This is a genomic window from Enterococcus sp. DIV0294 (genome assembly GCF_050558155.1).
Classification (GTDB): Bacteria; Bacillota; Bacilli; order Lactobacillales; family Enterococcaceae; genus Enterococcus; species Enterococcus faecalis.
The window spans coordinates 2081969-2096167 of sequence record NZ_CP187889.1; the positions used below are offsets into that span (position 1 = coordinate 2081969).

The window sequence follows — 14199 nt, forward strand, 5'->3', positions numbered from 1 at the left end:
CCTTCTATTTTTAAGTTGCTTTACGAAAAACAAATTTACCTTGATTTGCCAAGATGACTTGCCCAGCTTCAGCAACTTTTTGACCTCTTAAATAAACCATTCGAGCCTGTCCTTGTGTTTCAAATCCTTCATACGGCGTATAGTCGACATTTTGTAACTGCGTTCTCGCAGCAATCACGCCGGTTGTTCTGGGATCCCAAACAACTAAATCGGCATCACTGCCTTCTTGCACCACACCTTTTTGTGGATACATCGAGAATTGTTTAGCAATATTTTCAGAAAGCAGAGCAACCATTTTTTCCAAGGTGATTCGGCCCTTCGCCACACCTTCCGTGTAAATTAATTCTGGTCTCGTTTCAACACCTGGCATCCCATTGGGAATTTTACTAAAATCATCTTCGCCAACTGTTTTTTGTCCGTGAAAATTAAAACTACAGTGATCTGTCGATATTGTATTGATTGCCCCCTCTTTAATCCCTTGCCACAAAGCCTGTTGATCCTCTCGTTTGCGTAGTGGCGGTGAGCAGACATATTTTGCTGCTTCAAAATTAGGCGCATCGTACAAGTGATCATCTAGTAAAAGATATTGAGGGCAAGTTTCTACATAAACTGATTGTCCTCTTTGACGAGCCCGTTCCACCGCTTCTAATGATCGTTTTGTGCTTAAATGCACAATGTTAACCGACAAATCAGCCATTTCCGCTATCATCAAATATCTTGCTACCGCTTCTGCTTCAACAGCCGCCGGTCTTGATAACGGATGATAGTGCGGGGTTAGCTTTCCTTGAGAAACATATGATTGGATTAATTCATCTACTAAATCACCATTTTCACAATGAACACCTAACATTCCATTAACTTTTTTTATTTCCTTCATCGCTTCAAAAATTTCCGCATCTGTGGTCCGCAAATTATCATAAGCCATATACATTTTGAAGGAAGTAATACCTGCAGCAATCATTTCCTGAATTTCAGCAGCTATCGTTGGTTTCCATTCAATCATGGACATATGGTAAGTATAATCACATGAACTCTTGCCTTCAGCCAATTGATTCCAAGTAGCTAAACAGTCTTTCAATGAGCCGCCTTTATTAGGTGTAGCCATATCAATAACCGTAGTCGTACCTTTGGCCACCGCCGCTTGGCTTCCAGTGGTAAAGTTATCCGCCGTACTTAACGAACCTTTGCCATTATTTAATTCCAGATGCGTATGCGCATCAATAAAGCCTGGTAATACATAACACCCCGTAACATCCTCAATCTGAGAATTTTCTACTGGTAAATTTGCCCCCATCTCTACAATTTGCTCGCCGTCAATTCGAATATCCAATTGACGACGATTATATGCAGATACGACGGTTCCACCTTTGAGCAGAATAGACATTTATTTATCCCCCAGTCGTAAATTTCCTTTTATGCTTGCATACAATAAGCATATTCTTCAATCATAGTTACCATTAATGCAATTAAATCTTCTGGTACATCTAATCCTTGATCTGTTAATTGAATTGTTGACACCGTTCCCCATAGACGCAGTAAACAAATTTTATCCACAGGATTTTGAACATAGAAACCTGAATTAGTACTGTCATAAAAATCAGCTTCACTGTTAAATAAGGTAAATTTGTCTTTGTAAGGGGCACTTGCATAAGGGCAAAATGTTTCACAGTTACCACATTCGTTACACATCCGATCAACATGGACAATTTGTGGTTTTCCTTCGACATACACAACAATATTTGCTCGGTTTGGACAGACATCCATACAAGATTCACAAATTGTGGAGCATTCTAAGCAACGACTAGCTTGACTACAAGACATCTCGTCTGTCACAAGGATACCCCGTTTGTTTCTAACAAATGCGACATCACTATTTAAATTATCTTTTTCATAGTGATGATTGTGGACAAGACAAATATTATTGGCCGCTTTGGTTGCATCAGCGATTGCTTCAACAATTGTGGCTGGTCCTAAATTAGCGTCACCAATGACATAGACGCCTGGTATATTTGTTTCCAATGTTTCTTGATTTGAAACGACTTTCCCATAGTTGTCCGTGTGAATGCCTAATGCTTGGTAAAACTCTGTATCTACTTTTTCACCAACAGCGGCAATCACTGTATCAGCAGAAATATCAATCATTTCTCCTGTACCAATTGGACGACGGCGTCCAGAAGCATCTCGTTCACCTAGGACCATTTTTTCACAAGTTAATTGTTGATTTTCATGTTTAATTGGCGAAAGTAATTCTAAAAAGTCAACACCATCTTCTAAGGCTAAATAAAGTTCTTCTTCATCTGCTGGCATATTGCGTTTATTCCGACGATAAACCACTGAGACTTTTTTAACACCAGGTAATGTTGTGGCTGCACGAGCACAGTCCATGGCTGTATTTCCGCCACCAACGACGACAATCTGTTCTCCGTAAGGATTAATCGTTGGATTTTCTCGATTTGCTTTTAAAAATTCTAACGAGTTCAATGCTCGTCCAGATTCTAAACGAAGGACCCCGTGTTTCCATGCACCAATGGCATAAATAACATTCGTATAGCCTTGGTTTTTCAATTCCGCCAATGATGGCGCCTCTTGTCCTGTACGGAATTCGGCTCCCATAAATTCCGCTAACTGAACGTCTTTTTGAACAGATTCCATAGAAATTCGAAATTCTGGTACAATCTGGCTACAAACGCCCCCAATTGTCTCGGATTTTTCAAACACAGTAACAGGCATGCCTTCACGTGCTAATAAATACCCAGCAGAGATCCCTGCAGGGCCTCCACCCACAACAGCTGTTTTAGGTGCATTTTCTTTTGGCTGTGGCTTTTCTAGTGTCGTCAATAATTCATCATAAGCATGTTTAGCTGCTTCTAACTTCACTTCCCGAATATGAATAGATTCTTCATAAAATTGACGTGTACATTTAGTCATACAAGGATGTGCACAAATGGTTCCAGTAATAAAAGGCAATGGATTTTTATCGACAATTACTTGCAAGGCCTTTAAATAATTGCCTTCACTGACATAACGAAGGTAAGCAGGAATATCCTGATTGATTGGACAACCACCGTCACTTCGACAAGGAGCAATATAACAATCTGTTAATGGAACTGTTTTTCTTAGTTTGGTACTTTCTGGTAATTTAATTGATTTTTGGTAACGTGCTTGTGTTTTAGCTTTCTCAACAACTTGAGCTAATTTATCCAAGTTGACATGAACCATCTGAGGATATTCTGCTGCGCTTAATACATTAGCAACTTGATTCATTCGTTGATAGCCACCAGGTTTCAACAGCGTCGTTGCCATAGTGATTGGCCAAATACCAGCATCAAATATTTCTTTACTATTGAAAATATCTGCACCGCCAGAATAAGAAATTTGTAGTTTCCCATCAAATGCTTCTGATAATTTTTGTGCCAATGAAATACTAAGAGGAAATAGCGAACGTCCTGACATGTACATTTCATCACCAGGTAATTCATTTGCTGCAATCGTTACCGGGAAAGTGTTCGTAATTTTAACTCCGAAGCTTAGATTTTTACTATTGGCTAATAATTGCAGACGTTGTAACATCGGTACTGCTTCTTCAAATTGTAAATCTTCTTTAAAATGGTGATCGTCAAAAACCATATAATCAAACCCTAGCTCATCCATCGTTTGACGCGCATATTCATAACCTAACATGGTTGGATTACATTTAATAAAGGAATGGAGCCCTTTTTCACTTAATAAATAGGCCGCAATTCGTTCAATTTCATCTGATGGACAGCCGTGTAAAGTCGACAGCGTAATAGAATGACAGACTTTAGGACTAATTGCTTCGATATATAAGTCATCTACTTTTTTAAAAGAAGATAGATATTTTTTGGCAGCTGCTTGGCATTCCGCCCAAATCGGCGTTCCTTCTGCGTTCTGCATTTCGTTAATATAACGATCAATTTTTGGTGATTGAATCCCTGCCAAATCATAGCCAACACTCATATTAAAAATGAAACCATTCGGGTCACCTAGCTCGAACTCTTTACTAAGTAACTTCAAAACAAACCATGCTTTGACGTATTCATCATAAGCTTGGGGAACACGCAGTTCTGTGGACCACTCAACGTTGTAACATTCATCCGCTGCTGCGATACATGGTTTACTCACTGGTAAATCTTCTCCATCCAGTATCTGGACTGTCTTAACTTCAAAAAAACGAGAACCTGTTAAATAGGCCGCAATAATATTTTGTGCTAATTGTGTATGAGGACCTGCTGCTGGACCACAAGGGGTTTCCATTTTTTCTCCAAATAACGAAATCGTTTTTGTAGGATCCGCATGATAAAATTTACGAATGCCAAAAATTGTGCCATCTTGTTGATACTCACTAAAAATCCAATTTAATAAAGCCTCAATTGAGATGGGATGCATAATATCACTCATTAACGTCACTCCTTTTATTTATAATGAAAGCTATTGATTTACTCGTTTCCAGAAAGATTGTGCTTGCGTTTGCGCATCATGCCAAACTTTCTCTTCATCAATTCCTTGAACTTCACGATTACGCATCCGAATTTCTCCATTAATCACCGTGTCAGTGACCATCCCACCATTCATGCCGAATAAAATGTGCATGTTATAATTCTCTTTTGTCATTGGTGTCGGGCCATGATAATCAACAATAATGACGTCTGCTGCTGCATCAGGTTCTAAAACGCCTAGCTTTGTTTTAAAATAGCGATTAGCCATTTGCGGATTATTATCAAACAGCATTGTGGGAATTTCTGCCCAACCCGCATTTGGATCAGCTAAATGATGTTTGTGGATAACATTTCCTACCTTATAAGATTCCGTCACATCATTCGTATAACCATCTGTGCCAAGCCCCATCAAAATACCATACTCATTAAACATGCGCATCGCAGGCGGGCAGCCGACCGCATTCCCCATATTCGACTCTGGATTCGTGACCACCATTGTGTCTGTATCTCTTAGTAATTCCATCTCATGAGGTCCAATATGGATGCAATGGCCTGCCATTGTCTGTTTTCCTAAAATTCCTAAATCAAATAATCGGTTCACAATCGGCTTCCCATATTTTTTCAAAGAATCATGAACATCGGCTAAATCCTCTGCAATATGAATATGATAACCAATCCCATCTGGCGTATTGGCTGCACATAATTCTAAAGAAGCATCTGATAAAGTAAATGCTGCATGCATACCCATCATCGCTTTTTGCATATCATCATTTCTTAAGGAACTGGCTTTAATAAAGGCGGCATTTTCTTGAACTGCTTCCCGCATTTTCTGCTCACCATCGCGATCAGAAACTTCATAACAAAGGCAGGTTCGAATCCCTAACTCGTCCGCTGCATTAGATAATTGGGTTAAACTCCCTGTAATTTCTCCGTAACTAGCATGATGATCAAAGACAGTTGTAACACCGTTGCGAATACTATCTAAATAAGCAACCTTACCACTTTGATAAGTGTCTTCTAATGTCAAGGCACGATCAATTCGCCACCATTGATCTACCAAAATATCCATGAAATTTTTAGGATGATAATTCGTTAAACTTAACCCACGTGCAAAGGTACTATAAATATGATTGTGCATGTTAATAAAGCCTGGCATAATCACTCCACCTTTAGCATCAATAAATGTCGCTTCTGGATAAGCTTGTTTTAAATCTTCTGTCGTTCCGACCTGTTTCACAACTTGACCATCAATCGCTACACACCCATTTTCAAAAAAATGATTCTGCGCATCCCGAGTGATTAAACGCCCATTTCCAATTAATAACATGTATTCTCCTCCTATTTTTCAACCTATTCCCCACAAGTGGCAAACGCTTACAAATCTATCGCTCAATCATTCACGAATATAGCTTGACTAGCTTGGCTAATCTATATCCCTAGGAAAAGCATTTGAAGCGCTTGCATTTTTTACTAACGAACTCATTAACTTGATTAAAGTATATCACCTTACCTAAAAAAAAACAATGCTACCTAAAAAATATTTTTTAGAATTTTAACAGCCGTTATCTTGTATTATTATTTTTATCATGCTATCATTATTTTTCAGAACAGGTAGTACGCGACATTAAAGGATTTAGCCCTGCCTATTCCCTTTAAAAATATTATGTTAAATTTGACACAATCTTATAAAAACTGTTTGTGCCAGGCACATTAGAAAGGAGCTTATTTATGTTATCCGACGAAAAACTTACTTTTTTAACACAAATTGCTAAAGGTTTAGCTGGTCAATTTGGGGAAAACTGCGAAGTCGTTATCCACCAAATCAATGAAGACAATATTAACAATTCTATTGTTTCCATCGAAAATGGTCATGTCTCTTCTCGTCATCTGGGCGATGGACCTTCTCAAGTAGTTTTAGAAGCCTTAAAAAAAGATCCCAGTGAGTTGAATGATCATATTAACTATCTAACCCGTACCCATGATGGTCGTATTTTAAAATCTAGTACAATGTATTTTAAAGATGAGAATGGTCAACTCGATGGTATTTTTGCTATTAACTACGACATCACTACATTGATCGCTGCAGAGTCAAACTTAAAATCTTTGATTTCCACTGCAGAACCTGAAGAAGATAAAGACCCTGATTACATTCCTCAGGATGTTAATGAGTTGTTAGACGATTTAATTCATGAATCAGTCAAATTAGTTGGCAAGCCGGTCCCATTAATGACGAAGGACGATAAAATCAAGTGTATTCAATTTTTAAACAATAAAGGCGCCTTCTTAGTCACTAAATCTGGAGACAAAGTTTCTAACTTCTTCAATATTTCTAAATATACGCTATACAGTTATATTGATGCGAAATAAAAATGGAAATCGATGGAGGTCGGGACAGAAGTGTTTAACTCCAAGAACCACGTAGGTACTGTTCAACATCTATTTGCTTTGCAAATAGTGTTTCTCAGCAATAAGAAGGAATTTCCGAAAATTATCATAAAACACAACGAGGTACGAGTTGATGTTGCATGATACCTACCCGGTGTTCTTTAGTTTTTGGAGACCAAGTAGGTATTGTTCATCATCGAAGCAACGCGGAGTGTTGCTTCTGTTCCCGCCGTTTATCAGTTTTTTTAAGCCTGGGACAAAAATCCAAAGTGATTTTTGTCCCAGGCCCTATTCTTTTTTCCTTCACTATTCTACTTTTTCTAAAAGACTTTTTAAATAATAGTAAGAAAAAGTAAAAGGAATTAATTTTTTATTTTAGTTATGGTATGATAGATTGAGTTTAATTTAAAATAACGAAAAATTAAAGATATAGAAATTGGGGGACAACAAATGGGGATTCGAAGTCATTTAGCAATTGCTGCAGGAAAAACTTCGCAATGGGTTTTACAAACATTTTTTAAAGGCGGCAGTAGCTACCCAGGGAAATTAGCCCTAAAAATCGATCCTAAAATTTTAGATACATTGGCAAAAGACTATGAAATTGTCGTAGTCACTGGAACGAACGGCAAAACATTGACAACTGCTTTAACTGTTAACATTTTACGCCAAGAATTTGATGAGGTATTAACAAATCCAACGGGTGCTAACATGGAGCAAGGAATTGTCTCTACTTTTTTAAATGCCAAGGCGAAAAAAGGACAAAAGAAATTTGCGGTGTTAGAAATTGATGAAGCAAGTTTAAGCCGTGTCACTAAATATATTCAACCAAAATTATTTGTTTTTACGAATATTTTCCGCGACCAAATGGATCGCTATGGTGAAATTTATACGACGTATCGCTTAATTATGGAAGGCGCCGCTGCTGCTCCTGAAGCAACTATTTTGTGCAATGGTGATTCGCCAATTTTTAATTCAAAAGAAACTGTAAATCCTCGCAAATACTATGGATTTAATCATTTACCACCGAAAGAGCAATTGGCTCATTACAATACAGATGGGGTTTTATGTCCAAAATGTAATCATATTCTTCATTATAAAATGATTACGTATGCTAATTTAGGTGATTACTATTGCCCAAATTGTGGCTTCAAACGCCCTGAATTGGATGTGCAGTTAACGGAAATGGTCCGGATGGATAACACATCTGCTGATTTTGTGATTGATGACGAAGAATACGGCATTGCTGTTGGTGGGATGTATAATGTTTATAATGCGCTAGCGGCCACAGCGGTAGCAGAATATTATCAGGTGGCACCAGATAAAATCCGAGCGGGCTTAGCTTATGATGAAAAAGTTTTTGGGCGTCAAGAAACTATTAAAGTTGGCGATAAAGAATGTACGTTAGTTTTAGTAAAAAATCCCGTTGGTTTAAATCAGGTCATTGATATGATGGGCTTAGCCCCTTACTCTTTCTCGCTGGTTTCATTATTAAATGCCAATTATGCAGATGGAATTGATGTCAGTTGGATTTGGGATGGTAATCATGAAGCCTTTGCTGATATGGACATTCCAAAAGTAATTGCTGGCGGTGATCGCCATGAAGATATGGCCTTGCGTTTAAAAGTTGCGGGTATTCCTGAAGAAAAATTACTAGAAATTCCTGATTTGGAGCAAGTAATTTCAGAAATTAAAACGTTGCCGACAGATCATGTCTATATTTTGGCAACCTATACTGCTGTTTTGCAATTAAGAAAATCATTAACAGCCCAAGGGTATATTCAAGGGGGAATGAATGGTGTCTAAAGAATTAGTCGTTTGTCATTTATATGGCAACTTATTAAATACTTACGGAGATAACGGAAATTTATTGATGCTTAAATATTTAACCGAAAAAATGGGCGTTACCTTCCGATCAGAAATTATTAGTATCTACGAACCGTTTGATCCCGAAAAATATGATTTAGTCTTTGTTGGTGGCGGTCAAGACTTTGAGCAACTGATCATCTCAGAAGACATTCAGAATAAAAAAGAAGCTTTGACTTCTTATATTGAAAATGACGGCGTCTTGTTAGCTATCTGTGGTGGTTATCAACTTCTAGGACATTACTATGTCGGCGCACAAGGCGAAAAAATTAAAGGAATCGGTGCGTTAGATCATTACACTTTGAGCCAAGACAACAATCGTTTCATTGGTGATATCGAAATTTATAATGAAGAATTTGATGAAACGTATTATGGTTTTGAAAATCATAATGGCATGACTTTTTTAGGCGAAGGTGAACGACCTTTAGGAACAGTCAAACAAGGCAAAGGCAATAACGGTCAAGATAATGGCGAAGGCGTTGTCTATAAAAATGTGTTTGGCTCCTACTTCCACGGTCCAATCTTAGCACGCAACAAAAATCTAGGGATTCGGTTAATTCGGACCGCTTTAGAGAAAAAATATGGTGAACCGATCGCTATTCCTGAAACGCTTTATAAATAAAAGAAGAATCTAGTTCCTACATATAGGGCTAGATTCTTTTTCATTTCTCCAACAACTATTTACATCTTTACAAAATATAGTAAGATAAAGAGGTGCATTTAAAATCGAGAATTTCTCGGACTGGTTCGGAAACTTCCCAGAATAAAAAACTAAGTATCTCTCAATACTAACTCAAGTCATAGCTTTTTTAACAAGAGTTATCATTTGCAGTTAACGAAAAAGGAGGATTGGAAAAAATGCAAAAAGTAATTATTGATTGTGATCCTGGAATTGATGACACGCTTGCTCTCTTGTATGCACTTGCTTCACCAGAGCTAGATGTCCAAGCGATTACAGTTGTTTGCGGAAATGTCCCTGTTGAGATTGGCGTGGAAAATGTTTTTAAATGTTTGGAAAAAGTTAATCGCTTAGATATTCCTGTCTACCAAGGGGCTGCTAGCCCTTTAAAACGGCCATTTGTTAGTGCACAAGATACACATGGCATGGATGGTTTAGGTGAAACATATTTCCCCAGAACTAGCAAAATCCAAGCACAAGCGCTTTCCGCTGCTGACTATTTAGCACAAACCTTTCAACAAGCTACCGATTGCTCAATCATTGCCCTTGGTCCTTTAACAAATATTGCGTTGGCTTTAAAAAAAGAACCTCTTCTGGGGCGAAATCTTCAACGTTTTGTCTCAATGGGTGGTACCTTTAAAAGCCACGGCAATTGCTCTCCTGTTGCAGAATTTAATTATTGGTGTGATCCTGATGCAGCAGCTTGGGTTTTTGAGGAATTAGGTGCAAAAATCGAGATGGTCGGCTTAGATGTCACACGAGAAATTGTTTTTACACCAACAATTCTCAATTATTGTCAACGACTCAACCCCAAAATGGGGAATTACCTCGCTGAGATTACTCAATTTTATTTTGATTTTCATTGGAAATATGAACGTATTTTAGGGTGTGTTATCAACGATCCCTTAGCGGTTGCTTATTTTATTGATCCTACGCTCTGCCAAGGCTTTTCCAGTTACGGACAAATTGTTCCTGACGGCATTGCTATGGGGCAATCAATGATCGATCAATATCATTTCCAGCAGCAACCAGCTAATTGTCATGTCTTGACTACGGTTGATAGTCAACAGTTTTTCGTGAAGTTTCTATCCATTCTTTTAAATGTACAAATAGATGAGATCGAAAGAGATTTCAAAAATTTAAGGATGGGATAACTATGAAAAAAATAACACCACGAATCATTACAATTATCGCTTTTAGTGTTGCTTTAAATTACCTTGGCAGTACCATTGCGTTACTCCTTCGTTTACCAATTTATCTTGATAGTGCGGGAACTATTTTTACAGGTGCGTTATTAGGCCCACTCTTTGGCGCACTGACAGGTATTTTAACAAGTCTACTAACTGGATTGACAACGGATATCTTTTCTCTGTATTATTCACCTGTCCAACTCTGCACAGGAATTTTAGCAGGTTTGCTCCTTCATCAGCAGTTAAAAGTAACCAAATTACCATTTAAAACGTTGTGGTTAACGATACCAGGAACAGTGATTTCTTCCTTAATCACAGTTTGTTTATTTGGTGGAATTACTTCTGCTGGCTCCAGCATAATTGTCCAATTTTTATATGGTTTAGGCTTAAATCAGTTAGCAAGCGTCCTGTTGGTTCAATTGATAACAGATTACGGGGATCGTCTGCTATCAGTCATCATCGTCACAGCTGTTATCGCTGCCTTACCTAAACGTTCCTTTATAACAAAATAAACTGTTTTAATGCCAAAAAAAGAGGAAATCATCTGTTGATGATCCCCTCTTTTTTTAGCGACTGCCAGGTTCTGAAGCTATAATCGTTAGATCACCTTCAAAACGCCAGCTCGGAATATCTGTTGGAAAGATAAAGCTATCGCCTTTTTTCAAATCAAAAGTAGCCACATCTGCTTTTGCAGCATCTTCTGTAATCAATCGACCCACACCTTCAATAACTGTTGCTAATGTATAAGGTGCTTGTTTTTTGACTTTTAGAATCCCACTGACACGCCACTCATAGACATTAAAGAAATCTGTTTTTACATAAGTAACAATGCTTGATTGTCCTTGATTTTCTTGTTGAATAGAGAGGTCAGGATCCTTCGCCGGAACAGTTGTCACATCAATGGATTGTTGAATATGCAATTCCCGGGTCTTTCCTTGATCATCTGTTCGATCATAATCATAAACCCGATACGTAGTATCACTGCTTTGTTGCGTTTCTAAAATTAAAATACCCGAGCCGATGGCATGAATAGTGCCGCTTGGTACATAATAAAAATCGCCTTTTTTCACTGGTACTTTTCTTAAAAGATCGTCCCAACGACCTTCTTCAATCATTTCTGCAAGTTCTTCTTTTGTTTTCGCGTGATGTCCATAAATGATTTCAGCGCCAGGTTCTGCATCAATAATGTACCAACATTCAGTTTTGCCTAGCTCGCCTTCATGTTTTTGACCATATGCATCATCAGGATGAACTTGCACGGATAAATCATCTTCAGCATCTAAAATTTTCGTTAATAATGGAAAGACAGCGCCACCTGCATGGCCGAATAACTCTTGATGGTCTGCCCACAATTCATCTAATTTTTTTCCTTTAAATTCGCCATTTAAAACAGTACTAACGCCATGTGGATGTGCACTGATTGCCCAATCTTCACCAATTTTATCGCTCGGTAAATCGAAACCAAATAGCGTGTGTAGACGATTGCCGCCCCAAATTTTTTCTTGAAAAACAGGTTGTAAAAATAATGGTTCTTGCATTGACTGTGACCTCCCAAATTGAATTCGCTCTCATTATATCACTAAAAACTAGTCATTTCATCTGAAACTGATGATTTCTCTTTTAAATAGGTTGCCAACAACTGATCTCTTTCTTCGATATAAGTGTTCCGGTGGTCCTCTGGATGGACTCGATTAGATAAAAAGATAAACGCTGATTGTTGTCGCACATCAATTAGCAAAAAAGTGCCTGTATAGCCTGTATGGAATAATAATGGCTGTTGCGTAGCTACATCATATTTAAAATCCCAGCCTAGAGAACGTGGTTTATCTGCAGCTGGCACTTGGTTAACTAGTAACAAATCAATTGTCTCTTTTTTCAAGAATTGGTGATTGTGATAACTGCCTCGATTTAAATACATTCGAACAAATTTTGTTAAATCATAGACATTGCTAAACAAGCCAGCATTCCCTGCATGTTCCCGTAAAACAAATGCCTTAGGATCATGGGTTGTACCTCGAATCAACCCTCTTTGTTCATGTAATTCTGTTGGCACACAGTTTAAAGGATTCTTTGGTAGAAACGTACTTTCGTTCATCCCTAAAGGAAGCAATACTCGCTCAGATAAAATTTCTATCATTGATTGCTGGAACATTTCTTCTAACATAAAGCCTAATAAAATAGTCCCTGCATCTGTATAAACAACTTTTTTACCTATCGCTTTGCCTGCGTGAAATGAATGATTGTAGGCGTCTTTTAATTCTTGAGCATTCAGCTGATCACGATTAGGAATATAGCCTTGTAAATCTGCCGTATGTGTCAACAAATGCCGGATTGTAATATTAGGATCTTGAAAAGAGGGATAATAGGTTTGTAATGATTGATCTAGAATAATTTTTCCTTCTTCCACTAATTGTAAAATAACGGTGGTGGTGCCGACTACTTTGGTTAAAGAAGCCACATCAAACAGCATGGCCGAAGTTAATTGTTCTTTGGTGGGTTTTATTTGTGCGAGTCCCCAACAATTGCTCTCCTCTTTTTCACCTTCAATGAAACAAAAACTAGCCCCCGAAAAAACACCTTTTTTCATCATTTTTTGAATTTTCCACTTTGTTTTTTCGTACATTTTTTCACCTTCTATTTTTAATATTAAAGGAAAAGTCTAGAATAAGTCCCGAACAAAAGTAGCGTTAAACTTTTATTCAGACTTTATTCCAGACTTGCTAAAACAAGCTTATTTTGTCTGTCTGAGCGTTTATTTTAAGACAAACCACCATTCCAAGCCAATTGGATCAAACACAGTGACAATCGCTTTTTTCTGGTCAATAAAGAACTCTTGATTTTTTGCCGTTAATTGTTGCTCCATTGCTAAAATATGGTCTTGATCAGAGAGCTTAATGGTAAAGAAATCTAAACCTAAGTGTGGATCAGGTAATTGATCCACTTCACTTGTTTCAGGTTTTTGGAATCCAATAGTTGCTTTGCCATCTTCTAAAACAAATTGATCTTTTTCATTGTGTTTTAAACCCAGAACTTCCTCATAATATGTTTTTATTTCTTTTTGATTGTTTGTTTTTAATTGCACATGCGCTAAATATGACCCAGCGGCTAACCCTTGATGTGGCTCTAAGTCCTCACTGATAAGATCTTTAAGCACAATCGGTTGCTTTTCAGAAGTCGAATTTGCTGTTGCTTCATCGTGAAAAATCTCAAATTGATTGCCTTCAAGATCAGTAATGAACATGCTTTGACGTGTGCCAATTTGGAAACTTTCATCAATTGGGTAGTCTTGTTCAAGCACTCGTTGAGCAATTTGTAAAAATTCTTTTTCCGTAGGAACTTTAATTGAAAAATAAGCCATTTGCTTTTCTTCATTATGAAAATCTTCGGCTTTTCTAGTTTCTTCTAAAATTAATAATTGCGTTCCTGCTTCACGTGTACCCCAGATAGACAGGTTATTTTCTTCTGACTTTAAAACAAAACCCATTACTTTTTTATAAAAGTCGACCATTTCGCCAACTTTTTTCGCACGAATGGCAATTGTTTTTAATGTCGCAGCTTTTTCTAATTGAAATTCAGTCATTTTTTCTGTTACCTCCATTTTCTTCTCTCCCATTTTATACATCTC

General features: G+C 37.6%; 11 protein-coding genes and 1 riboswitch. Of the genes, 5 read left to right on the forward strand and 6 right to left on the reverse strand.

Annotated features, from left to right (window positions below):
- Positions 1-10: 10 nt before the first annotated feature.
- From hydA to ssnA, 3 genes are read right to left on the reverse strand one after another with little or no spacing between them, the layout of a single operon-like run.
- Entirely contained in the window at positions 11-1384 is a 1374-nt protein-coding gene (gene hydA, locus IGJ20_RS10130; RefSeq protein WP_126254645.1) for a dihydropyrimidinase, read from the reverse strand.
- 29 nt (positions 1385-1413) lie between these two features.
- Positions 1414-4419, reverse strand: coding sequence for a putative selenate reductase subunit YgfK (gene ygfK / locus IGJ20_RS10135; RefSeq protein WP_126254646.1), 3006 nt, complete (start codon positions 4417-4419; stop codon positions 1414-1416).
- Between the two features lie 30 nt (positions 4420-4449).
- On the reverse strand, positions 4450-5784 hold the full coding sequence (ssnA, locus tag IGJ20_RS10140) for a putative aminohydrolase SsnA (RefSeq protein WP_126254647.1): 1335 nt from the start codon (positions 5782-5784) through the stop codon (positions 4450-4452).
- Positions 5785-6185: 401 nt separating this feature from the next.
- Between ssnA and IGJ20_RS10145 the strand changes: the two genes are divergently transcribed.
- From IGJ20_RS10145 to IGJ20_RS10165, 5 genes are all read left to right on the forward strand, one after another.
- Entirely contained in the window at positions 6186-6824 is a 639-nt protein-coding gene (locus tag IGJ20_RS10145; protein ID WP_002381503.1) for a helix-turn-helix transcriptional regulator, read from the forward strand.
- Positions 6825-7292: 468 nt separating this feature from the next.
- Complete coding sequence (locus tag IGJ20_RS10150) at positions 7293-8645, forward strand: Mur ligase family protein (RefSeq protein ID WP_126254649.1); 1353 nt, start codon at positions 7293-7295, stop codon at positions 8643-8645.
- Positions 8635-9327: a type 1 glutamine amidotransferase gene (locus IGJ20_RS10155; protein ID WP_002356583.1), complete on the forward strand. Its 693-nt coding sequence runs from the start codon at positions 8635-8637 to the stop codon at positions 9325-9327. Before IGJ20_RS10150 ends, IGJ20_RS10155 begins: the two co-directional genes overlap by 11 nt.
- Positions 9328-9441: 114 nt before the next feature.
- A riboswitch (PreQ1 riboswitch) is annotated at positions 9442-9486 on the forward strand.
- A gap of 77 nt (positions 9487-9563) precedes the next feature.
- The gene (locus IGJ20_RS10160) at positions 9564-10538 is read left to right on the forward strand and encodes a nucleoside hydrolase (RefSeq protein WP_002376589.1); all 975 of its coding nucleotides are present in this window, start codon (positions 9564-9566) and stop codon (positions 10536-10538) included.
- Positions 10539-10540: 2 nt separating this feature from the next.
- On the forward strand, positions 10541-11086 hold the full coding sequence (locus IGJ20_RS10165; protein ID WP_002359620.1) for an ECF transporter S component: 546 nt from the start codon (positions 10541-10543) through the stop codon (positions 11084-11086).
- A gap of 54 nt (positions 11087-11140) precedes the next feature.
- On the opposite strand, the gene manA is transcribed toward IGJ20_RS10165, so the two are convergent.
- The 3 genes from manA to IGJ20_RS10180 all read right to left on the reverse strand — a co-directional run bounded on the left by manA (position 11141) and on the right by IGJ20_RS10180 (position 14196).
- A complete protein-coding gene (gene manA / locus IGJ20_RS10170; RefSeq protein ID WP_002356580.1) occupies positions 11141-12112 on the reverse strand; it encodes a mannose-6-phosphate isomerase, class I in 972 nt (323 codons plus the stop codon).
- 41 nt (positions 12113-12153) lie between these two features.
- On the reverse strand, positions 12154-13197 hold the full coding sequence (locus IGJ20_RS10175) for a serine hydrolase domain-containing protein (RefSeq protein WP_126254650.1): 1044 nt from the start codon (positions 13195-13197) through the stop codon (positions 12154-12156).
- A gap of 129 nt (positions 13198-13326) precedes the next feature.
- Positions 13327-14196, reverse strand: coding sequence for a VOC family protein (locus IGJ20_RS10180; RefSeq protein WP_161970843.1), 870 nt, complete (start codon positions 14194-14196; stop codon positions 13327-13329).
- Between the last annotated feature and the right edge of the window lie 3 nt (positions 14197-14199).

What these genes read in the sequence shown, in the direction of transcription:
- IGJ20_RS10155 (WP_002356583.1), top strand. Translation starts at nt 8,635, where the DNA reads ATGGTGTCTAAAGAATTAGTCGTTTGTCATTTATATGGCAACTTATTA.
- ssnA (WP_126254647.1), bottom strand. Translation starts at nt 5,784, where the DNA reads ATGTTATTAATTGGAAATGGGCGTTTAATCACTCGGGATGCGCAGAAT.
- hydA (WP_126254645.1), bottom strand. Translation starts at nt 1,384, where the DNA reads ATGTCTATTCTGCTCAAAGGTGGAACCGTCGTATCTGCATATAATCGT.
- IGJ20_RS10150 (WP_126254649.1), top strand. Translation starts at nt 7,293, where the DNA reads ATGGGGATTCGAAGTCATTTAGCAATTGCTGCAGGAAAAACTTCGCAA.
- IGJ20_RS10160 (WP_002376589.1), top strand. Translation starts at nt 9,564, where the DNA reads ATGCAAAAAGTAATTATTGATTGTGATCCTGGAATTGATGACACGCTT.
- IGJ20_RS10175 (WP_126254650.1), bottom strand. Translation starts at nt 13,197, where the DNA reads ATGTACGAAAAAACAAAGTGGAAAATTCAAAAAATGATGAAAAAAGGT.
- manA (WP_002356580.1), bottom strand. Translation starts at nt 12,112, where the DNA reads ATGCAAGAACCATTATTTTTACAACCTGTTTTTCAAGAAAAAATTTGG.
- ygfK (WP_126254646.1), bottom strand. Translation starts at nt 4,419, where the DNA reads ATGAGTGATATTATGCATCCCATCTCAATTGAGGCTTTATTAAATTGG.
- IGJ20_RS10165 (WP_002359620.1), top strand. Translation starts at nt 10,541, where the DNA reads ATGAAAAAAATAACACCACGAATCATTACAATTATCGCTTTTAGTGTT.
- IGJ20_RS10145 (WP_002381503.1), top strand. Translation starts at nt 6,186, where the DNA reads ATGTTATCCGACGAAAAACTTACTTTTTTAACACAAATTGCTAAAGGT.
- IGJ20_RS10180 (WP_161970843.1), bottom strand. Translation starts at nt 14,196, where the DNA reads ATGTATAAAATGGGAGAGAAGAAAATGGAGGTAACAGAAAAAATGACT.